At 61.4% G+C, this 20,823-nt stretch carries 21 protein-coding genes; 4 read left to right on the forward strand and 17 right to left on the reverse strand.

The window, feature by feature from the left end:
• A complete protein-coding gene (locus AYX22_RS13500) occupies positions 1–1,758 on the reverse strand; it encodes a hypothetical protein (protein ID WP_207593894.1) in 1,758 nt (585 codons plus the stop codon).
• 202 nt (positions 1,759–1,960) lie between these two features.
• Here AYX22_RS13500 and AYX22_RS13505 point away from each other — a divergent pair, with 202 nt between their 5' ends.
• Positions 1,961–3,253, forward strand: coding sequence for an AI-2E family transporter (locus AYX22_RS13505; protein WP_207593895.1), 1,293 nt, complete (start codon positions 1,961–1,963; stop codon positions 3,251–3,253).
• 134 nt (positions 3,254–3,387) lie between these two features.
• Here the strand turns inward: AYX22_RS13505 and AYX22_RS13510 are convergent, their stop codons facing one another.
• Both AYX22_RS13510 and AYX22_RS13515 read right to left on the reverse strand, forming a co-directional pair.
• Positions 3,388–4,182: an alpha/beta hydrolase gene (locus AYX22_RS13510; RefSeq protein WP_207593896.1), complete on the reverse strand. Its 795-nt coding sequence runs from the start codon at positions 4,180–4,182 to the stop codon at positions 3,388–3,390.
• 18 nt (positions 4,183–4,200) lie between these two features.
• Complete coding sequence (locus tag AYX22_RS13515) at positions 4,201–4,545, reverse strand: ATP/GTP-binding protein (RefSeq protein WP_207593897.1); 345 nt, start codon at positions 4,543–4,545, stop codon at positions 4,201–4,203.
• A gap of 57 nt (positions 4,546–4,602) precedes the next feature.
• On the opposite strand from AYX22_RS13515, the gene nucS reads away from it, so the two are divergent.
• From nucS to AYX22_RS13530, 3 genes are all read left to right on the forward strand, one after another.
• Positions 4,603–5,298 (forward strand): endonuclease NucS, encoded by a 696-nt coding sequence (gene nucS / locus AYX22_RS13520; RefSeq protein WP_026540148.1) that lies wholly within the window; start codon positions 4,603–4,605, stop codon positions 5,296–5,298.
• Positions 5,299–5,342: 44 nt separating this feature from the next.
• Entirely contained in the window at positions 5,343–6,596 is a 1,254-nt protein-coding gene (nagA, locus tag AYX22_RS13525) for an N-acetylglucosamine-6-phosphate deacetylase (protein ID WP_207593898.1), read from the forward strand.
• A gap of 256 nt (positions 6,597–6,852) precedes the next feature.
• The gene (locus AYX22_RS13530) at positions 6,853–7,056 is read left to right on the forward strand and encodes a cold-shock protein (RefSeq protein WP_018776337.1); all 204 of its coding nucleotides are present in this window, start codon (positions 6,853–6,855) and stop codon (positions 7,054–7,056) included.
• Between the two features lie 166 nt (positions 7,057–7,222).
• Here the strand turns inward: AYX22_RS13530 and AYX22_RS13535 are convergent, their stop codons facing one another.
• The 14 genes from AYX22_RS13535 to AYX22_RS13600 form a co-directional block, all read right to left on the reverse strand.
• Positions 7,223–9,739: a DUF2156 domain-containing protein gene (locus AYX22_RS13535; protein WP_207597588.1), complete on the reverse strand. Its 2,517-nt coding sequence runs from the start codon at positions 9,737–9,739 to the stop codon at positions 7,223–7,225.
• On the reverse strand, positions 9,721–11,022 hold the full coding sequence (locus AYX22_RS13540) for an alpha/beta hydrolase-fold protein (protein ID WP_207593899.1): 1,302 nt from the start codon (positions 11,020–11,022) through the stop codon (positions 9,721–9,723). The genes AYX22_RS13535 and AYX22_RS13540 overlap by 19 nt, the downstream gene beginning before the upstream one ends.
• A 5-nt stretch (positions 11,023–11,027) precedes the next feature.
• Positions 11,028–11,459, reverse strand: a complete 432-nt coding sequence (locus AYX22_RS13545) for a DUF2550 domain-containing protein (protein ID WP_207593900.1) — start codon at positions 11,457–11,459, stop codon at positions 11,028–11,030.
• A 10-nt stretch (positions 11,460–11,469) separates the two neighbouring features.
• A complete protein-coding gene (locus AYX22_RS13550) occupies positions 11,470–11,754 on the reverse strand; it encodes a F0F1 ATP synthase subunit epsilon (protein WP_026540143.1) in 285 nt (94 codons plus the stop codon).
• A gap of 1 nt (position 11,755) precedes the next feature.
• Positions 11,756–13,207: a F0F1 ATP synthase subunit beta gene (gene atpD, locus AYX22_RS13555; RefSeq protein ID WP_089595532.1), complete on the reverse strand. Its 1,452-nt coding sequence runs from the start codon at positions 13,205–13,207 to the stop codon at positions 11,756–11,758.
• A gap of 84 nt (positions 13,208–13,291) precedes the next feature.
• Complete coding sequence (locus AYX22_RS13560) at positions 13,292–14,182, reverse strand: F0F1 ATP synthase subunit gamma (RefSeq protein WP_207593901.1); 891 nt, start codon at positions 14,180–14,182, stop codon at positions 13,292–13,294.
• A gap of 76 nt (positions 14,183–14,258) precedes the next feature.
• A complete protein-coding gene (atpA, locus tag AYX22_RS13565) occupies positions 14,259–15,896 on the reverse strand; it encodes a F0F1 ATP synthase subunit alpha (RefSeq protein WP_207597589.1) in 1,638 nt (545 codons plus the stop codon).
• 85 nt (positions 15,897–15,981) lie between these two features.
• Complete coding sequence (locus AYX22_RS13570) at positions 15,982–16,809, reverse strand: F0F1 ATP synthase subunit delta (RefSeq protein WP_207593902.1); 828 nt, start codon at positions 16,807–16,809, stop codon at positions 15,982–15,984.
• A complete protein-coding gene (locus AYX22_RS13575; protein ID WP_024817283.1) occupies positions 16,809–17,366 on the reverse strand; it encodes a F0F1 ATP synthase subunit B in 558 nt (185 codons plus the stop codon). The genes AYX22_RS13570 and AYX22_RS13575 overlap by 1 nt, the downstream gene beginning before the upstream one ends.
• Positions 17,367–17,417: 51 nt before the next feature.
• Positions 17,418–17,636, reverse strand: coding sequence for an ATP synthase F0 subunit C (gene atpE / locus AYX22_RS13580; RefSeq protein WP_011775261.1), 219 nt, complete (start codon positions 17,634–17,636; stop codon positions 17,418–17,420).
• A 79-nt stretch (positions 17,637–17,715) separates the two neighbouring features.
• A complete protein-coding gene (atpB, locus tag AYX22_RS13585) occupies positions 17,716–18,516 on the reverse strand; it encodes a F0F1 ATP synthase subunit A (RefSeq protein WP_172322239.1) in 801 nt (266 codons plus the stop codon).
• Between the two features lie 81 nt (positions 18,517–18,597).
• Positions 18,598–18,933: a hypothetical protein gene (locus AYX22_RS13590; RefSeq protein ID WP_207593903.1), complete on the reverse strand. Its 336-nt coding sequence runs from the start codon at positions 18,931–18,933 to the stop codon at positions 18,598–18,600.
• Positions 18,920–19,411: a hypothetical protein gene (locus AYX22_RS13595; RefSeq protein WP_207593904.1), complete on the reverse strand. Its 492-nt coding sequence runs from the start codon at positions 19,409–19,411 to the stop codon at positions 18,920–18,922. Before AYX22_RS13595 ends, AYX22_RS13590 begins: the two co-directional genes overlap by 14 nt.
• Before the next feature lie 119 nt (positions 19,412–19,530).
• On the reverse strand, positions 19,531–20,643 hold the full coding sequence (locus AYX22_RS13600; protein ID WP_089595539.1) for an MraY family glycosyltransferase: 1,113 nt from the start codon (positions 20,641–20,643) through the stop codon (positions 19,531–19,533).
• Positions 20,644–20,823 lie beyond the last annotated feature (180 nt).

Here is a 20,823-nt window from a genome sequence, read left to right on the forward strand (position 1 = left end):
CTATTTGAAGCTTGCCCCTACCAAGCCACGGGTGGCAGCTACGAGCTTCATGGGGTCGGCAGATCCTGCCGGCGGAATGTACACCGCCACGGACTCGGCGAAGTTCAGCACCATGCCGGTAGTAGTCTCCTTACCCCCGGCAAAGACGGCGGAATCGTCTTCAAGCAGGAGTTTGTCTCCTGCCGCCTTGGGCGTGCCCTCGAAGGCGAAGTCCAGGCGACCCACCACCAGCGCACCGCCGTCGGCAGTGCGCAGCACTACGGTCTGGTTGGGCACGGGTGTGTGGGTGAACTTGAAGTTGGCGCTGGTCCCGTTCTTCACGGTGTCTGCCTGGTAGGCAAGGGCACCGGCGATGTACGGGGACGCCTGGCCGTCGGCCAGCTTGCTCCGGTTCGGGGAATCAGGCGTGGTCAGCATTTCAGCCAGAATGCCCAAGGCCTCGTTGCCGCTGTACGCCAAGCCGGTCTTGTCGGCGGCAGGCACAGGTTCGGTTCCTTCACGGGGAACCGGGAACGACGGGAAGTTGGTGCCCGGCTGGAGCGGGGCACTGCCCCAGAGCTTGTAGTTTTCGCGCGGCGAGAGCTGAACCAGCGTCAGGACCTGCGGCACAACGTTGCCCTCGCCCTGGGTCAGGGCAAAGACTGTACGCGGCCACTCGCGCTTGGTGCTGATGACGCTGCTCTGGAGCTTGGTGGCCCGGACGGGCATACGGGCTTCGTAAGCCGACACAGCGGTGCGGACCTTGTAGTTCTGCGTACGGATCTGCAGTTCCATCTTGTCAACGCGGGGAGCCAGCTTGGCTGCATCCTTGGCAGCGTCAGCAGCATCAACCGTGCTGGCAACCTGTTCCAGGATCCGCTGCAACTGGGATTCCAGCAGCACGGGGGTGCCGCCTTCACCTTCGGCAGGAGCTGCGGCAGAAGAGGTGGGGGTCGCCTCAGGCGTGGTGGTTGCCTGGGCGGCGACAGCCGTGCCGCCTACCATGACCGCGGCCAAAGCGGCAGCAATGGCGGTCACCCGGAGCGCAGGGCCCTCGGTCTCCGGACCACGACGACGGCCGGCGTCACCTGACGTCGACTGGACGGGCAGCGTGGTGGTCTCCCCGCCATCATGCGGCTCGTCGTCCTGGCCGTCCTTGCGGCGGTTGGACAGGGCTTTGGCGATGAAGGGCAAAGCCGCTCCCACCAGGATGATGATGATGCCCAGTACGATCAGCGGCACGGCCCAAGGGGTGGTGGCGTTGTTCGGGAAGGTCATGGAAATCGACGACGGCGCAGGCTGGGTTCCGTCTGCGGCTACCAGCAGGGACCACTCGCCATCAGCAGGAGGGTTCCAGGTGTAGTCCAGCTCTCCGCTGGCGTCTTCGGTGCTGACCCACAGATCGGATCCCGCCGGGGAGGGGGCCGTTGCTTCGCCGTCCACCGAGGAGGCTTCCAGTGACTTCTGGTCTGCTGACACGCCGGTCAGCGTGGTGTGGGCAGTCCCACCCACCCAGGCTTCAACGTCGTCCGGACGTCCGGTGGCGACCATGAAATTGCCTTCGCCCTGGATCTTGATCTTCACTGGCCCCTCATGAAGGGCAATCAACTTGGGGTCGATCACCGTCAACGGGGCAGCTTTGGTATCGCTGGGAACCGAGGCGGTTACGGTCTCGGAGGGGGCCCAGAAAGTCAGCTGGCCAATGCCGGCCAGCATCGTCAGCAGGCCCAGCAGCACCAGCAAGGCTGCAGTCTTCAAACGCACAGGATCACCTATCATCAGCGGTCGTTGAACTTCAAGGGTAACCGTTTTGTTATCAGAGAGTCAGATCGGGGTGATCTCCCCAACATCGGGAAAACCCCGCCATCGCGCCGCCCCCGCGGCATTCCGAGCTCCTGATAGTGTGGCGATGATCATGATAAACGGGCCTTTCAGCGCCTGAATCAGCCCTTTACCACTAATGAAAAGGCAGCAAAACCGCGTGAAAGACCACTTGGAGCCCCGTCCCACCGATGAGCCCGGGTCAAGTGCGGTGGATGCTTCCTCGGACGGCACCGCCGCAACGGTTCCGGTCCGCACCGGACGCCTCGCCGCCCTCGGGCGCAGGTTGAAGCAGCCCATTCCCGGAGCCCGCAACCGCGTACGGTTCGAAATGCCCCCCGAAGACGAAACAGATGAGGGGGCAGGCAGCCTCCGGCCGGAGGACGACCACGGCTTCGGAGCCCCGGGGCCTCGGATGTCATCCCAGCATCCCCTCTATGTGGGCTTCATGGGGACCGCCGGCGTCGGCATTGCCCTTGCAGTCTTCTACATCGCCAGCAACACCACCCAGCTCATCCTGTGGATCGTCGCCGCACTCTTCATAGCTCTGGGCCTGGACCCCGTAGTCCGCTGGCTGGAGTCCCGAAGGGTCCCCCGGCCCGCCGGCATCCTGATCTCCGTTTCAGCCCTCGTCCTGGCCGTGGCAGGGTTCTTCGCAACCCTGATCCCCACCATCGTTGAACAGGTATCGGAAATCGTTCGCCAGGCCCCCGAATGGATCCGGGGCTTCCTCGACTCGGACTTCTTCCGCAACGCCGACAGCCAGTTCGGCGTCCGTGACCGGATCACCACCGAGCTGGATAAATTCGTCAAGGATCCCGAGGCCATGGGCGGCATCTTCGGCGGCGTGGTCGGCTTCGGCTCCACGGTTGCCAACGGCCTGTTCGGCTCGCTGATCGTGCTGGTCCTGAGCCTCTACTTCCTGGCGGCCCTGCCGTCCATGAAGAAGTGGGCCTACCGCCTCGCTCCCCGGTCCCGCCGACCCCGTGTTGAAGCTCTTTCAGAGGCGATCACCGATTCCGTGGGCAACTACGTGATCGGCCAGGCCTGCGTTGCTCTCCTGAATGCGATCTTCGCTTTCATTGTGATGACCATCCTGGGCATCCCCTTCAGCGTCCTGCTTGCCTTTGTGGTGGCCCTGCTCGCCTTCATTCCGCTGGTGGGCGGCATGATCGCCGCCGTGGTGGTCATCCTGGTAGCCCTCACCGCCGGGTGGCAGACCGCCGTTATCTACGCGATCGCCTACTTCGCCTATCTGCAGTTCGAGGCGTACTTCATCTCGCCACGCATCATGCAACGTGCCGTGGCCGTTCCGGGCGCCGTGGCTGTGATCTCGGTGATCGCTGGTGGCAGCCTGCTCGGCGTCCTGGGCGCGCTGATCGCCATTCCCACGGCGGCCGCCATCATGCTGCTCATCAAGGAAGTGTTCATCATCCGCCAAGACCGGCACTGACCTCGTCCCCTGCCTGGTTCTTGTACAGATAATGCCCCCCAACCGCGAGGTTGGGGGGCATTACCCGTACAAGAACTCTTCGCTGCAGCGAACGGACTACCCGTTCGCTACCGGACTACCCGTTCGCTACCGGACTACCCGTTCGCTACCGACCCCGCCCACTCGCGGGGCAGTCCGTCAACGCCGGCACCTGCGGGAGTGACGTCGTCGACGATTTCATTCAAGACCCGCGCCGCGTACTTCTCGCCCACCCACAGGTGCTTGGCGCCATCGACGCCGACAATCCGGGCCTGCGGCACCAAGCTGAACCGCTGTGCTGCTTCGGCAGGCTGCAGGTAGTCATCGTGCTCCGGTACCAGGACCGTGAGCGGCTTGCCGGAGACGGCCCATTCCTTGAGGTGGACATCGGTGGCGCGGTGCAAGGGCGGGGAAAGCAGCACTGCACCTTCGATCTCCGGGGCCACCGGCTCCACAGCGCCATACATCAAGGCAAGTTCGGTGCCGAAGGACCAACCGACGAGCCAACGGTTAGGCAATCCCCGCTCGACAGCAAAGCGAACTGCCGCTTCTACGTCGTAACGCTCTCCGATACCTTCTTCGAAGTGGCCATCGCTGGTACCGCGCGGCGACTGGGTGCCGCGCGTGTTGAACCTGAGCACAGCCACACCGGCCAGCGCCGGGAGCCTGTAGGAGGCCTTCCGGTAGACGTGGGAATCCATGAACCCACCGTGCGTGGGCAGCGGGTGGAGGGTAATCAACGTCGCGGTGACCTCCCCTGATTCCGGCAACGCCAGCTCGCCCAGCAGCACCTTGCCGTCCTCTGTGGTGAACTCCACATTCTCGCGGCGGGCGGGAAGGACCGTGGAAGCGCGGATCTCCGAGGGGGCAGCCTGCGGGGTAAACACGAACGAGGCGGGGTCGAAAGTCATGGTTCCCAGCCTAGCGAATCAGCGGTAGCGGTACGTCCTGCCCGTCCAACAATTGGTGTGCCAGTGCCTGCGTTCGGCCAACCCGGCCGCTTGCCCGAACAGGTGGCTGTCGGACCACACCACCAGATGCGCGATGCCGGGAACGATGGCCGTGGAGCAGCCGGGGCAGATGTACTGCTTCTCCGCTTTTTTGGCTGTCATGGTCCGGACCATCCAGTCACCATCCGGAGCACTTTCCCGCCGGGCAATTCCACCCCGTGCCCTTTCAAGGTCAAGCTCAGGTACCGGCTCGGCCCATTTGCCGCCGGCATTGCCGGAGCGTGTGCTGGACGCGTTGCGACGAGGGCGGTTGGAGCGGGGCATGCTTCCATTCTGCCCCAGCCACACTGTTGCAGATGCTGAGACGGTAATGTGGGGCGGGTGCGACTCGTCATAGCCCGTTGTTCTGTTGATTACGTTGGCCGCCTCAAGGCCCACCTCCCCCTCGCCACCCGGCTTCTGCTGGTCAAGGCCGACGGCTCGGTATTGGTGCACTCGGACGGCGGCTCCTACAAGCCGCTGAACTGGATGAGCCCGCCAGCCACACTCCGGGTGACCACGCCGGAGGAGACGGACGTGGAGGAAGGCGTAGTGGAACAGTGGACTGTCCAGTCTGCCAAGACCGATGACCGCCTGATCATCAACATCTACGAGCAACTGCATGACACCTCGCACGAGCTCGGTACCGACCCCGGCCTGATCAAGGATGGGGTGGAAGCGGATCTTCAGCGGCTACTTGCGGAGCAGATCGAGACCCTCGGTACCGGCTACTCCCTCATCCGGCGCGAATACTTCACCGCAATTGGTCCGGTAGACATCCTGGCCCGGGATGCCAACGGCGCTACAGTGGCCGTTGAACTCAAACGCCGCGGCGACATTGACGGCGTCGAACAGCTGACACGGTACCTTGAGCTGCTCAACCGCGATCCCCTCCTGGCACCAGTGCGCGGCATCTTCGCCGCGCAACAGATCAAGCCCCAGGCAAAGGTCCTGGCCAACGATCGCGGGATCGCCTGCGTGACGCTGGATTATGACGCCATGCGGGGCGTGGATGACAGCGAGTCCCGGCTCTTCTAGCACTTCCCCGGGCTCATGTGCCGCAGGCCACTAGAATCGACATCATGACTGCCGCAGATCGTTTGTCCACTTCTTCCGCGCCAAGCCACCAGATCATCAAAGGCACGATTGTCAGTGACGGCGAGGTGGTGGAGGACGGCCTTGTTGCCATCGAAGGCGACAGAATCGCCTACGCCGGAGCTGCGGGTGGCTTTGATCCGGAATCATTTGAAGGTTTCCAGAGCGCTGTCCGTTTGGGAGTCCCCAGCGGCAGCTACCTGATTCCCGGACTGGTGGATGTTCACTGCCACGGTGGCAATGGCGGCGACTTCCCTGGCGGTGAAGAGGCATCGGCGCGCAAAGCCGTCGACTTCCTGCACCGTTCGGGAACAACAACGTTCCTGGCCAGCATGGTGACCGCTCCCCCGGAGGACCTCCTCCGTGGCATCCAGCTGTATGTAAAGCTCGCGGATGAAGGCCTCGTAGCCGGAATCCACCTTGAAGGCCCGTTCCTGTCCCATGCCCGCTGCGGAGCCCAGAACCCGGACTACTTGCTGGAACCGGACCTGGACCTCATGGAGGAGCTCGTTGGCGCTGCCGCCGGCAAGCTGGCCACCATGACCTATGCCCCCGAGCTTCCTGGCGCGGCCGCGCTGGTGGACCTGATGACCTCCCACGGCGTCACTCCGTCGCTGGGCCACACCGATTGCGATGACGCCACGGCAACGGCGTCACTGGCCGCCGCCCGTGAAGGGCTGGAATCAGCAGGGTTCGACGGCGTCAGCTCACTTCCCACCGTGACCCACCTTTTTAATGGGATGCCTCCACTGCACCACCGGGCGCCGGGTCCCGTTGCTGCCTGCCTGCGGATGGCGCAGGAAGGAAAGGCTGTGGTGGAGCTCATCGCCGACGGCACACATCTGGATCCCAGCACGGTAGCCACGGTCTTCCAACTTGTAGGAGCTGCCAATATTGTCCTGGTGACGGACTCCATGGCCGCCGCAGGGCTTTCGGACGGCAGCTACATGCTGGGCCCCTCCCCTGTGACCGTCAGTGATGGTGTCGCCACGCTCGACGCCACGGGGTCAATCGCAGGCGGCACCGCCACCCTCCTGGAGGTTGTCCGCAAAACCGTAGCTGCCGGCGTCGATCTTCCCGACGCCATTTGTTCCGCGACGGCGGTACCTGCGGCTGTCCTTGGACTTTCCGACGAAATAGGCGGACTGCGCCGTGGCCTGCGTGCCGACATCGTTGTTACTAACGAAGATCTTGAACTCACTGGCGTGATGCGCAACGGCCAGTGGCTGTCACAGCGCTAATTGAATGAGCCGCGTTACCTTCTTTTTACCGAAAATTTTCCAGAATTGCCCAAAAGACCGTTGACCTCCGGCAGGGCACATGAAAGTGTTGTAGCAGTCTTTGTGTAGGTGGTTTTCATGCTCGCAAGACGAGTTGCGAGCGTGAAGCTCCTGCGAATCCAACCGGCATCCCCGGACGGAATCCAAGATCTTCTCGCGGAGTAACAAAGCCGGTACGAGGTGTATCGGACTGAAGTTCCATAATGAGGAGAAATACATGGCACTGGGAACCGTCAAGTGGTTCAACGCTGAAAAGGGCTTCGGCTTTATCACCCCGGATGACTCGGATGGGGACGTTTTTGTTCACTACTCTGAGATCCAGACCGGTGGCTTCAAGACCCTCGATGAGAACCAGCGCGTTCAGTTCGAGATCGGTCAGGGCGCCAAGGGCCCCCAGGCAACCGGCGTTACCGTCGTCTAGCCTTACCTGCTGAATTCTGCTGGTTGCAGATTCAACAAACACATTGACCCCGGCTTTCGCGTCGGGGTCAATGTGTTTAAGGGGCCAATAATGTCTGATATTTCGACAACATCTGTTACTAACCATGAAGAAAGACGAACTGGCCCCGGTGAATGGGGTTGACTATTCAAGCAACGAGGGTCCGGAGCAGCCGGGCTGAATGCCGTACCGACAATCCGGGCAGATAGGCGCGGCTTAGTGCCCGCCCCATTGCCGGAAGGTGCAACGGGTCTTGGTAATACATGTACAACGTTCGGTACTCGGGCTGGAACCTCGACTTAAAAGAAGCCAATGACCTGAATCCATAAACCGGTTCCAGTGCCTGCCCGACGGCATCCAGAATTCCCGCCAGGCCCTCAGCCTGCTGTTCGATCTCGCCCTTCTCCCTGGCCAAGGGAGAACCTGACAATGAGATGACCTCTACGGAGCCACGCAGGTGCAGGATGGCCGAGGCAATCAGGAATTCCATGACTCCCGGGAAGGTGTCCCCGCGTCGCCTCATGAAGTCCAACGTCCAACTGACAACCTGGCCCTCCTCGTAGACCGGAAGCCAACTGGTGACCCCGTAGACGAACCCCGCCTCATCAACGGCAACGCAGCACAGCACGTCGTCGTCCTCCAACTCGTCCAAGCCGCCCAGAGTGAAGCCCATCTCCGGAATTTTCTTCTGGGCCGCCCACTCCTCCGAGACCTCAGTGACTTGGGCGCGCACGGCGTGCGATAGCTCCGAGTAGCGGCCCCAGCTGGCTGTTATCCCCAGTTTTTTGGCACGGTTCAGCGATGTCCTGACGTTCTGCCACTCCTTACCCCGGAATTCCAGGTCCCTGATCCGCAGGCGGGTTTCCTGGGCAACAGCCACCCGACGGAAACCCCGCGCTTGAAGCATGGGCCACAGCTCATCCGTGCAGGAGTAGAAGCACGGTATCAACGCCTGCTGGGTGCAGAACTCGAGGAAGCCCCCAGCCGTTTCCAGACGATATCGGGCAGACCCAAACGGGCCAGCCAACGTCAAGGCCACGTGACCATGGTGCTGGTAGGCCACTCCCCCAGTGCCGTCAACGTTGAACCAATACTTGTTGGGTTCCCAGAGCGCCATCCAAGACAATGAGTCACCCCCGGATTTGACCAGGGTACGGGCTCTCTGGCGGGCCTGGTGGTCGAGTCCGCCGGAATGGTGTCCACGGATGAGCAGGATCCATACGCCCACCAGCGCCACCAACCAGAACACCGTTCCGGAATACGAGAAGAGGAACACCTCCACGACATCACGTTCGGCGAAGACCTTCCGGTAGACGCCCGGCAGTGGAACGGGAAGATACTGCCTGGCCAATTCTGCAGCCAACCCCAGCAAGCCGCCGTCGCGGTCCATGCCGCCGGACGCAAACCACACCGCGGTGTAAGCGAGGCTAAGGCCCGCCCCGGTCAGGCCTACCAACCAGAAGATTCTGCGCCGGAGTCGATCCGACGACACCACCCGGAAGTGGCCACGGTAGACAAAAAGCAGCACAGCCAGCACCAGCGGCACCAAGACGAGCGGTATCAGGTGCACCACTGCCGAGTTCAGCATGGGGATGTGGGGACGCCCCTGCAGCCTGGGCATGCCGGCAAAGAGGCTAAGGTAAATCGTTGACAACGCCACCACTACCAGTTGGACCCCGATCGCGATCCCCAAGGCCAGCCGGCGTCCACGTCTCATGCCATCGGCACAAATGAGCAGCAGGACAACGGGTACCACTGCCAGCGCCAAACCGAACGGGCCCGTGTAACCTTGGCGCCCCACCTCCAAACAGGAAACATCAATGGTTCCCCCGCAGTTGCTTTCCAACTGGCTGAGAGTGGGCAAAGGATTCAGGATGACGTCCCGCAGCAATGCGAGGGGACCGGACGGACTCTTCGCTGCAGCAGTAACGATGGGACCCACCGCGAAGATTGCCATCGTCAAGGACAGAAGGTTCCGTACTTCCCTGCCCGTCGAGCGGTGCAGATGGAGATGTCCCTGGCTGCTTTGCATCCACCACCCTGCGGCCAATCCGATCAGGGCCCCCAGGAAACCCACCACCGTCTCAGCGTGCCCAACGTAGAGAACCAGGAGCAAGGAAACCGAAAGGGCCACCGTGCGCAGGCGCCGTTGCCACAGCGTAGGGAGCAGGGCGCTGGCTGCCAACGCAGTAGCCATCGCTGCCCCGTAGGGCCCAATCAGCCGGCTATCCACCATTCGCGACAGCCAGCCGTCATTTGAGTACTGCGCCACTTGGGTGACCAGGAGGAATGCCGACACGCACGCGAACTGGGCGCCCAAGAAGACACAAGCAGTCTTGAGTGACCCCAAGTGCCGCTCGGCAAGGCCCAGAAGGAACACGATCATCAGGATCGCCGTGGCATAAGCCAAGGGATTGGTGGTGAAGAACAGCGACGTCCAAATGGACCACCATTCTCCAGACCGCAGACCATCAAGTGATACGCCGGCGAAAGCAAGCCACGGCTCCGGCGGACCGGACAGGAAACTGTCCGAAACCACGGACAACAACACAAACAAGCCCAGTACCAGCAGGGTGAACGGCGTGGCCCGCACGTGCCTGCCCGCCTGCAGCACGGCCGGCTTGATCACACCCTTGAGGGCACGGCTCACCGGGACAGCTCCCAGCGGTCGGCAAGGAAACCCAAGGCTCCGGGCATTCCCCGGACAACAGCGTCCCAAGAGTGTCCTGCGTGCTGGATGGTATGTTCTTCTGCTGCGAAGCCTGCGCGCCGGGCAGCGTCAGCGAGCTCATGCATGTAGTCGGTGAATTCGTGGTCAGTTTCGCCGGCCGTGAAGTAGGCAGCACTTCCCGCATAAGTGCGTTGCTGCATCAAGGCCAAAGGCGTCCTCGACTCAAAAGCCGCTGTATCGCCGTCGAAGGAGTCCTGAATGGTCTTGTTTCGATCCTTGGCCAATGCAGGTTCCCGTTCCGCCGCGAACGCCAGCACGGTGGGGAAGAGCTCCGGGTGGGCTGTGCCCATCTGCATGGCACATGTACCCCCAAACGAGAAACCGCCCACGGCCCACAGCCGGGGGTCATCCGAGACGTCCAGCGTGGAGGTGATCCAGGCCGGAACATCCATGGAGAGATATGTGTCCGCAGGGGCAATCATGCTGTCCATGCACATGGTGTTGGCGCCGCTTGAGCCGTTCGGATCCACCACCACCGTCACCGGAGCCAGTCCGTGGTGGGCTTCGGCGAAGCGGTCGAGTTGGGAGCGGAGCTGGCCGCCCGTCAACCAGTCGGCCGGGCCACCGGGCTGTCCTGAAAAGAGCACCAGCACAGGCAGTTTGGGGCGGGGTTCGGTTTGATATGCGGGGGGAAGATAAATGTACGCTTCCCGTGCAGTGAAACCGGAAGTGGTGCCGGGGATGTCGGCCTTGCGCAGAATTCCGTGCGCCGGCATGGCCCCGGGGGCTTTCCACTCCGGGAGGGCGGGGCCGGGCTTACTACTGTCCGGACTCCGTTGAAGGCCGGCCTCCAGCGGCTGAATGCGGGCCACTGCAGTACCCAGCAAATCTCCTACCGAGTTGTTGAGCCCGAAGTAGAGATTCACTTGGACAGCACTCAGAAGAACGACTCCCAGCATCGCCAGGACGCTGAGGGAGCGGCCTTTACCGGAGTTGCGTGGAAGGCGGGCCGCGCAGAGAAGGACAGCTGCAACCGCCGGCACAGACCATGCCAGCGTCTCAAAGGGCAGGTTCTCTGAAAAAGTGGCCATGAGATCCACCAGGATCCAGTGGATCAACGCCACGATGCCGGCAGAAACGGCGAGAGAGCCCACAACGACCAGGGGCCAGGAACGTCGTCGTCGCCAGAGCAGGTACATTCCACCGGCAGCACCGCAAGCAATGCTGAACCAGAGGAACGGACCACCAACCAGGCTGACGTCGGAAAGAAAATCCATAACGCCTAGCGCCAGGTACCGACGCCGATGACCGGACCGGCCTCCAACCAGGAGGACAACCCTGCGTAAGCGTCGAAATTCATGGCGAGCATGAACTTTTGGCCTTCGTACTGCAATTCAACAACCACAACGCCGGGCTGCACCCTGACGAGTTCATCTTCCGTGGGTTGGCGGCGGCCCAGCAGTTCGAGCGAACTGCGCGTAAATCTGTGCTTGGGGATCACGCTCAAGGACATCAAGCGGAACCACTCCAGCTCATTGTCCTGATAACGACAAACCCCCATCTGCCAGCTGTTTCCAGCCGTGCAAATGGAGGCGTCTACCGTGCCCAGGGCACGCCGCAGGTTGAAGCGGCGCACCCCGAACAGGCACAGTGAAATGATCAGCAACGTAAACGCTGTTGCCAGGGCGATGAACGGAATAAGGGAATCGTCCATCAAGGTCGTGCTATCGGATCCCCGCTGTAGCCGCTTCGCCCAATTTGGCGTTGTCAGCAACAATGACCACGCGATCGTTGTCAACGGAGAAGAATCCGCCGTCGACCACTACCGCAATACGGTCACCGGAAACCGGCTGGATTGCCAGCTCGCCCTCAGCCAGGATGGCCAGAAGGGGCGAGTGGCCCGGCAGGATTCCGATTTCACCATCGCTGGTGCGGGCCTTCACCATCTTGGCCGCGCCGGACCACACGAAGTGGTCCGCTGCGACAATCTCAACCTCGAGCTCAGCCATACTACTTGGTCTGTTCCTGGATCTTGGCCCACTGACGCTCGACGTCATCCAGGCCACCGACGTTGAAGAACGCCTGCTCTGCAATGTGGTCCAGCTCGCCGTCGCAGATGGCCGTGAAGCCTTCCACGGTGTCCTTGATGGACACGGTGGAACCCTCGACGCCGGTGAACTGCTTGGCGGTGTAGGTGTTCTGGGAGAGGAACTGCTGGATACGACGTGCACGCGACACGACGATCTTGTCCTCTTCAGACAGTTCGTCAACACCAAGGATGGCGATGATGTCCTGAAGTTCCTTGTTCTTCTGCAGGATCTGCTTAACACGGACAGCCGTGTTGTAGTGGTCCTTGCCGATGTACTGGGGATCCAGGATGCGGGAAGTCGACGTCAGCGGGTCAACGGCCGGGTACAGACCACGGGATGCGATTTCACGGGAAAGTTCCGTGGTTGCGTCGAGGTGTGCGAAGGTCGTGGCCGGGGCCGGGTCGGTGTAGTCATCAGCCGGCACGTAGATGGCCTGCATCGACGTGATGGAGTGACCCTTGGTGGAGGTGATGCGCTCCTGGAGGAGGCCCATCTCGTCAGCAAGGTTGGGCTGGTAGCCCACAGCGGACGGCATACGGCCGAGCAGCGTGGAAACTTCCGAGCCTGCCTGGGTGAAGCGGAAGATGTTGTCGATGAAGAGCAACACGTCCTGGTTCTGGACATCGCGGAAGTACTCCGCCATGGTCAGGGCCGACAGGGCCACGCGCAGACGCGTTCCCGGCGGCTCATCCATCTGGCCGAACACAAGAGCGGTGTCCTTGAGGACGCCTGCCTCTTCCATTTCAACCCAGAGGTCGTTACCTTCACGGGTACGCTCGCCGACACCGGCGAATACGGAAGTACCACCGAAGTTGCGGGCAACACGGGTGATCATTTCCTGGATCAGAACGGTCTTGCCAACACCGGCGCCACCGAACAGGCCGATCTTTCCACCCTTGATGTACGGGGTGAGAAGGTCGATGACCTTGATACCGGTCTCGAGCATCTCCGTGGAGCCCTCGAGGGATGCGAAGGCCGGAGCCTTGCGGTGGATCGGCCAGTAGGCGTCAGCCTTGATCTCGGACTCTTCGACGTCCAACGGCTTGCCGAGAACGTTGAAGATGTGGCCCTTGACGCCGTCGCCGACGGGCACCGAGATCGGAGCGCCGGAGTCCTGCACGGTGGTGCCGCGGACAAGTCCGTCGGTTGCCTGCAGGGAGATGGCGCGGACGAGGTTGTCACCCAGGTGCTGGGAGGTCTCGAACGTGATGGTCTTCGTCTGGCCGTTGAGAGTGATCTCAGTGGTCAGAGCGTTGTAAATCGAGGGGATTGCGTCAGCCGGGAATTCGACGTCGACAACCGGACCAATAACACGGGCAATGCGGCCGGTGGCACCGGCCGTTGCTACGTGTTCGGTAGCAGTGGCAGTCATCTCTCTCACTTCACTCAGTAGATGGCGTGGGGTTAAGTTTATCTGTTTGTTGCAGGTGCGGCTTGGAACCGAATCCGGTGCAGGCTAAGACGCGAGGGCGTCGGCGCCGGCAACGATTTCGGAAAGCTCCTGCGTAATCTCGGCCTGGCGGGCCGTGTTGCGAAGGCGCGTGTACTTCTTGATCAAATCCGTAGCGTTGTCACCGGCCGACTTCATGGCACGCTGGCGGGCTGCGAGCTCGGAAGCAGCGGCCTGCAGCATGGCTGCGAAGATGCGGGACTCGATGTAACGCGGAAGCAGTGCGTCAAGCACCTGCTCTGTTTCCGGTTCAAACTCGTACAACGGCAACAGCTCGGATTCCGAGGTTGCTTCCTCTTCGACGACCTCCAGCGGAAGCAAACGGATAACCGTAGGCTCCTGCGTCACCATCGACTTGAAGCGGGTGTAGACGACGTGGATCTCATCCACGCCACCCTCTTCGAAGTCAGTGGAGAAGTCTTCGAGAAGTGCAGCTCCGACTTCCTGTGCTGTTTCGAATTCCGGCGCGTCCGTGCCACCGGTCCATACGCGGGCGTATGCCCGGTTGCGGAAATCGAAGTACGCCTGCGCCTTGCGGCCAACCAGGTACGCCTTGACTTCCTTGCCTTCTGCGTGAAGAAGCTCGGTGAGACCTTCAGCCTGCTTGAGCACGCTCGCGGAGTACGATCCTGCAAGGCCACGGTCCGATGTAATGATCAGGACTGCGGCACGGCGGATCTGCTCCGGCTCGGTGGTCAGCGGGTGGTCGATTTCGCTCTGAGTTGCGACAGCAGAAACGGCGCGGGTAATCGCGTTCGCGTAGGGCAGTGAAGCTGCTACGCGGGCGCGGGCCTTACCGATGCGCGAGGTAGCGATCAGTTCCATCGCCTTGAAGATCTTGCGCATCGACGTCGTCGAGCTGATCTTCTGACGGTAGACCCGAATCTGGGCTCCCATACTTATCCTTTCCTAAGTTCCCGATGTGCTGCCCTGCCGGGGCCCTTGCGGACCCCGGCAGGGCAGGTGATCGGAACTAGCGCTTCTGCTTGACGATCTTTTCCTGGTCGACGTCGCCGCCGGAGATCGCTGCGTGCTCTTCGTGGCCGGCGCCAACCAGGTGGTTGTCGCCTTCTCCGAAGAAGCCCTTCTTGAAGGAAACGATCGCTTCCTCCAAGGCTGCAGCGGTGTCGTCATCCAGGACGTTGGTCTGCGCCAGCGTGGTCAGGATGGAGGACTTGTGCGTGAGGTGCTCCAGGAACTCGGACTCGAAGCGGCTGATGTCCTCAACCGGAACGTCGTCCAGGTGACCCTTGGTGCCGGCCCAGATGGAAACAACCTGGTTCTCAACCGGGAACGGTGAGTACTGGCCCTGCTTCAGCAGTTCCATCAGGCGTGCACCACGGGTCAGCTGCTGACGCGATGCAGCATCCAGGTCCGAGGCGAACATGGCGAATGCCTGCATGTCGCGGTACTGGGCCAGGTCCAGCTTCAAGGTACCGGAGACCTTCTTCATGGACTTGACCTGTGCAGCGCCACCAACGCGGGAGACGGACACACCGACGTCAACAGCGGGGCGCTGGTTGGCGTTGAAGAGGTCCGACTGGAGGAAGATCTGGCCATCGGTGATGGAGATCACGTTGGTCGGGATGTACGCGGAGACGTCGTTTGCCTTGGTCTCGACGATCGGAAGACCGGTCATCGAACCTGCACCGAGCTCGTCGGAGAGCTTGGCACAACGCTCCAGCAGGCGGGAGTGCAAGTAGAACACGTCACCCGGGTATGCTTCGCGTCCCGGCGGACGGCGCAGCAGAAGGGACACGGCGCGGTAGGCTTCGGCCTGCTTGGACAGGTCATCGAAGATCACCAGAACGTGCTTGCCGCCGTACATCCAGTGCTGGCCGATGGCCGAACCTGCATACGGTGCCAGGTACTTGAAGCCAGCGGGGTCAGATGCCGGGGAGGCCACGATGGTGGTGTACTCCAGTGCGCCGTGGTCCTCAAGGGTCTGGCGGACGGCTGCGATGGTGGAAGCCTTCTGGCCAACACCAACGTAAACGCAGCGAACCTGCTTGGTGACATCTCCCGAAGCCCAGTTGGCCTTCTGGTTGATGATGGTGTCCACGGCGATGGCCGTCTTACCGGTCTGGCGGTCACCAATGATCAGCTGACGCTGGCCACGGCCGATCGGGATCATGGCGTCGATAGCCTTGAGGCCGGTCTGCATCGGTTCGTGAACCGACTTGCGTTCGGTAACGCCCGGAGCCTGGAGTTCCAGTGCGCGGGTGCCTTCGGCCTTGATTTCGCCAAGGTCATCAATCGGCTGGCCCAGCGGGTCGACAACGCGACCCAGGAAGGCGTCGCCAACCGGAACGGACAGGATCTCACCGGTGCGGTGAACTTCCTGGCCTTCTTCAATACCGGTGAAGTCACCGAGGATAATGACACCGATCTCGCGGACGTCAAGGTTCTGGGCCAGGCCCAGCGTGCCATCTTCGAAGCGAAGCAGCTCGTTCGCCATGACCGAGGGAAGACCCTCAACACGGGCGATGCCGTCACTTGCGGTGGTCACACGACCAACCTCTACGCGCTCTGCGTTACCGGGTTCGTAGGACGCCGCGAACTCGTTCAACGCATTACGGACGTCGTCGGCGTTGATGGTCAATTCGGCCATCTGCAGTCCCTGCTCTCCTGTTTTCGTGATCATCGTTGCTCACGATGACCGGGTTTTATATCAGTTAAGTTGTGCTTTGATCTGGCTAGCCAGCGAGCTGACGGCGGAGTTCGGTCAGGCGGGCGATGACCGAAGCGTCGAGCACTTCGTCACCTACCTGGACACGGATCCCACCGATCAGTGCGGGGTCAACATTGAGGTTGACCTTCAGTTCGCGGCCGTACAGGGCATCCAGCCCGGCCTGCAGACGGCTGGCCTGCGTTTCCGTCAACGGACGGGTAACGCTGACAGTTGCAATCCAGCGCTGCTGACGCTTGGCTGCAAGCTTGGCGAAAGACTCGACGAGCTTGCTCGGCTTGACACCGCGCGGCTGCGTAACTGCCTGGCTGATGAGAACCTTTGCTTCCTCGCTGCTGCCAGGAACAAGCTTCTCGGCCAGTGCAATCTTTGCCGCAGGGGAACCCTGCGGCTCGGACAGAGCACGTTGTACTTCGTGGCTGGAGGCGACGATCTGGTTGAAGGCAAACAGATCGTTTTCCAGCTCTTCCAGCCCCGTGATACCGGAGGCAGAAACCGCCGACTTGTTTTCAGCTACGGCAATGACAACCGTGGCGGCAAGCGTCTCGAGTGCATCGCCGATATCGCGTGCCGATGCCCAGCGTGAGCTGGCCAGTCCGCCCGCAATTTCAGCAGCATCAGCGGAGACTTTTCCGCCAACCAGCTGCTTGACCAGCGCCGACTTTTCGTCTCCAGTACGGGACGGGTCAGTCAGGGCGCGGCGCAAGCCAGCCGAGCTGTCCACCGTTCCCAGGATTCCGAAGAGGTCCTTAGCCAACTGCAGCGAGGCGAAGGGAAGCTTGGCTTCCAACTGCGCCAGTGCTGTGGTCAGCGATTCGCTCGATATACCTGCCATTACTTAGCTGCACCTGCGCTCTGGGTCTCCAGATCTGCAAGGAAGCGGTCCACAACGCGTGCGGCGCGCTGGTCGTCGGTGAGTGCTTCACCAACGATGCGGCCGGCCAGCGTGGTGGCCAGGGTGCCTACCTCGGAACGAAGCGAGACAACAGCTGCCTGGCGCTCCGACTCGATGGCAGCGTGTGCCTGCTCGGTGATGCGGGCAGACTCTGCTGCAGCCTTGGCCTTGAGGTCCGCAAGGATCTGGGCGCCTTCGGCGCGTGCTTCTTCACGGATTCGGTTGGCTTCGGCGCGGGCGTCGGTGAGCTGCTGCTTGTACTCTTCAAGAGCTGCAGAAGCTTCCGCCTGGGCCGCTTCGGCCTTTGCAATGCCACCTTCGATTGCTTCGGCGCGCTCTGCGAAGGTCTTCTCGAACATCGGGACAACAAACTTGACCACGATGTACATGAGGACCGCAAAGCCGACGAGGACAACGCCCATTTCCCAGACGTTGGGAACGAGCGGGTTGCTCTTCGCTTCGCCTTCAGTGGCGGCTGAGATGATCAGCTGATTCATATTTCACCCGTCCTATCTACTCGTGCGTCGAATTCGCTTGGGTTCTTATTATTAGGAAAGAACGAAAGCGAAGACGAGGCCGAGGATGGCAAGAGCTTCAGTCAGTGCCAGGCCAAGGAACGCGATCGGCTGCAGCACACGCTGAGCTTCCGGCTGACGTGCAACACCGTTGATGTACGCGGCGAACACGAGACCCACACCGATACCACCGCCGATGGCCGAGAGACCGTAGCCGATGAGGTTGAGGGAGCCGTTGATGGTGCCTTCCATTTTTTCTTCCTTTCAAGATGCCGCCCGTGCGGCAGGTTGTTTGGGTTGCTTCATCCCCGCAAGGGGAAGTTTTGGGAGCCTAGTGGCTGTCGGCGTGCAGGGCGCCTTCGATGTAGATCGCGGTCAACAGGGTGAACACGTAAGCCTGCAGGGCCATGATCAGTGCTTCGAGCATGTACATGGCGATTGCGCCGACGAGGACCAGGACCGATGCGCCCTTGAGCAGGACGTTCTCCTGCATGACAAGGAACTCGATGCCGGAACCGGCGAGCATGACGATCAGGTGACCGGCCAGCATCGTCGCGAACAGACGGAGGCTGTGCGTGACCGGGCGGACCAAGAAGTTGGAGATGATTTCGATCGGTACCACGATCGGGAGGATGTACCACGGGACGCCGGAAGGAACGGTGGCGAGCTTGAAGTACTTCAGGCCGTTCTTCTTGATGCCGATGATGATCCAGGTGAAATACACGATGCCGGCCATGACGTAGGCGCCGCCTACGTGTGAGAAGCTCGGCAGCTGAATCACAGGGATGGCGCCGTAGATGTTGTTCACCAAAATGAAGAAGAACAAGCTGAACAGCAGCGGGACGTACTTGATGAAGTCCTTGCCGCCGATGATGTCCTTGGCGATGCTGTTGCGGACGAAGCCGTAAGCCATCTCGCCTGCGAACTGCAGCTTGCCGGGTACCAGCTGCTGCTTACGTGCAGCGAGGATGAAGAATGTAGCGATAATGACGACCGAAAGAATCACCAGCAGCATCTGCTTGGAGAATCCGTCGTGCGCACCCCAAGGCAGGATTGCCGGCAGGTGCATTTCGTCGATTCCGGGTGGGGTGAAGGACCCCGAATCCTGGGCGGGGAGCGCAAGCGCGATCAACGCGTTTCCTCTCTGCTGTGTCCATCATTGGGCATTGGTTGGAATCCGGAAGCGTTGGACGCATCCACAATCCATGTGAAATTATTTGGCATTACTGTCCCCGTCCGTGGACGGACCGCTGTCTGCGTTGCTCTCGCCAGCAGAGGAGCTTTGCCTGGTGAGGCCGTGCATATGGGAAAGATAGAACCCTCCTGCGGCTCCCAGCAGAGCGCCAAGGAGCACAATCCAGCGGGTCCCCCACAGATTATCCAGACCCCAGCCTATCAAACTCCAGACAATGATCCCGCCAATGATGTAGCTGAAGACGGCGATGCCGGCGTTGTATCCGCCGTCGTTTCCGGCTTCTGCGGCTTCATTGGCTTTCCCACGTTGCTGGGCTGGTGCGGCCGGGCGTGAATATCGCTTACGCGGAGACATCCGGGCCACCCTTCTTCTCTTCAGGATCGTTGTAGATCTGGAGGCGGGCCTTGCTGAAACCATGGATTTCTGCTGCCTGCCAGAAGACAACCGTGACCACTGCGCCAATCAGGAACCAGCGGTGGTGGAGCCAATCCGGCGCGCCGAGCACAAACAGTACTACGGCAAAACCGACCACTTTGATGAAATACGTAGCAACAAAGAGGCCAACGGCGCCTGAAGGGTTGTTGCGGCCCACATAGTGGCCTATCAAAAGGCTGATGCCAAAGAAGAGCATCACCAGCGCGGCGCCGAACGCCGCTGAAAGCGCACCCTGACCGCCGTTCATTACGGCCGCGATCACGCAGGTGACTGCGGTGGCCGCGACTGCGGCGGAGGCGCTCAGAAGAAGTAACCGGAGCCACAACGAGGATGCCTTGCCCATGGAACCAACACCACGTTTACCGGACGGGCGTCCGGTTTCGGCGTTGGATGTCATGGGGATACCAATCCTCGTGGCACAGGTGCCATATTCTCAAAGTGGGGTTACGGGCGAGTGACTGTCCGCAGAAAGAATTCTACATGAGATAGAACTGTGACGATAACCAGGCGCCACAACTACTCCCCCGGCCGCGTCGAGTTCCGGGTGAAGTAGGGCCACGCAGTCACGGCGGCCATGACGAGAGCCGCGACCACAACCACGATGAGCACAATCTGCCATGGGAAGACGGCGAAAGCGACGCCACCGAACGCCAGGATGCACGTCCAGACATAGAGCATGACGACGGCGGCACGGTGCGAGTAGCCGAGGTCCACCAGCTTATGGTGGAGGTGTCCGCGGTCAGCCGACCATGGCGACTGACCCCTCGCAGTCCTGCGGACTACGGCCATCCCCAGATCCAGGAGGGGCAGGGACAGAACCGCAAAGGGCAGCAAAATTGGAACGATCGTGGGGATGCCGTTGGCACGGTCATAAAGGCCCGAGCCGATCTGTCCCGTGGCTACGACACCGGCTGACGCCATGAGCAGGCCGATGAGCATGGCCCCCGAGTCACCCATGAAGATCTTTGCCGGGAACCAGTTGTGCGGCAGGAACCCGATGCAACTACCCACGAGGATGGCCATCAGGAGTGTGGCAAGGTCTGAGTTGTCGGTGGACGGATTGTTCCTGTGGACCCAATAAGCCGTGAGGAAGAAGGCGCCGCCACCAATGATGGCCACTCCCGCTGCCAAACCGTCCAGTCCGTCAATGAAGTTGACGGCGTTCATGGTGGTGACAATGAGTCCCGCCGTAAGCACAATCTGAAGGATCTCAGACTCGAGGAATATCGGCTCCGGGATGAAGGGCACCACCGACATCCGGACGCCCCACAGTGCCACGATGAGAGCGGCAGCGCCCTGGCCCAGCAGCTTGATCCACCATCGGATGTCCAGGATGTCATCTGCCACCCCCACGGCGACGATCACCACAGCACCGGCCAGGATCCCCCAGGGCGCATCGTTGTGCCTGAAAATGTCCTTCACGAAGAATGAGTTGCTGGCAACTACCAGGGCGACGAAGAAACCCGCAAAGATGCCCAGCCCGCCGAGCTTGGAAATCAGGGCAGAGTGCATGTCGCGGCTGCGGATGGGACGGTACAGGCGCAGTTTGTTTCCGGCCACGCGGGCACCCCACGTTCCCGCGTAGGACACCACTGCAGCCGTGAGTGCCATCAGCAGATACATGATCATGATGCGGCTCCCGGGAGCAGCCCGCCCACTGTTCCGGAAATGGCAATGTACTGACGCTGCCGACGCGTCGGGTGAAAGCCGGTGGTTTCCGGGCACCTTGAGGTGTGGAATTCTGTGTGTGGATAAATGGAACTACTCCGTCGCCATGCCTGCACCGGCTGTGCCGAATGTTGCGGGATT

The sequence above is a fragment of the Arthrobacter sp. D5-1 genome (assembly GCF_017357425.1).
In the GTDB taxonomy this organism is placed as follows: domain Bacteria; phylum Actinomycetota; class Actinomycetes; order Actinomycetales; family Micrococcaceae; genus Arthrobacter.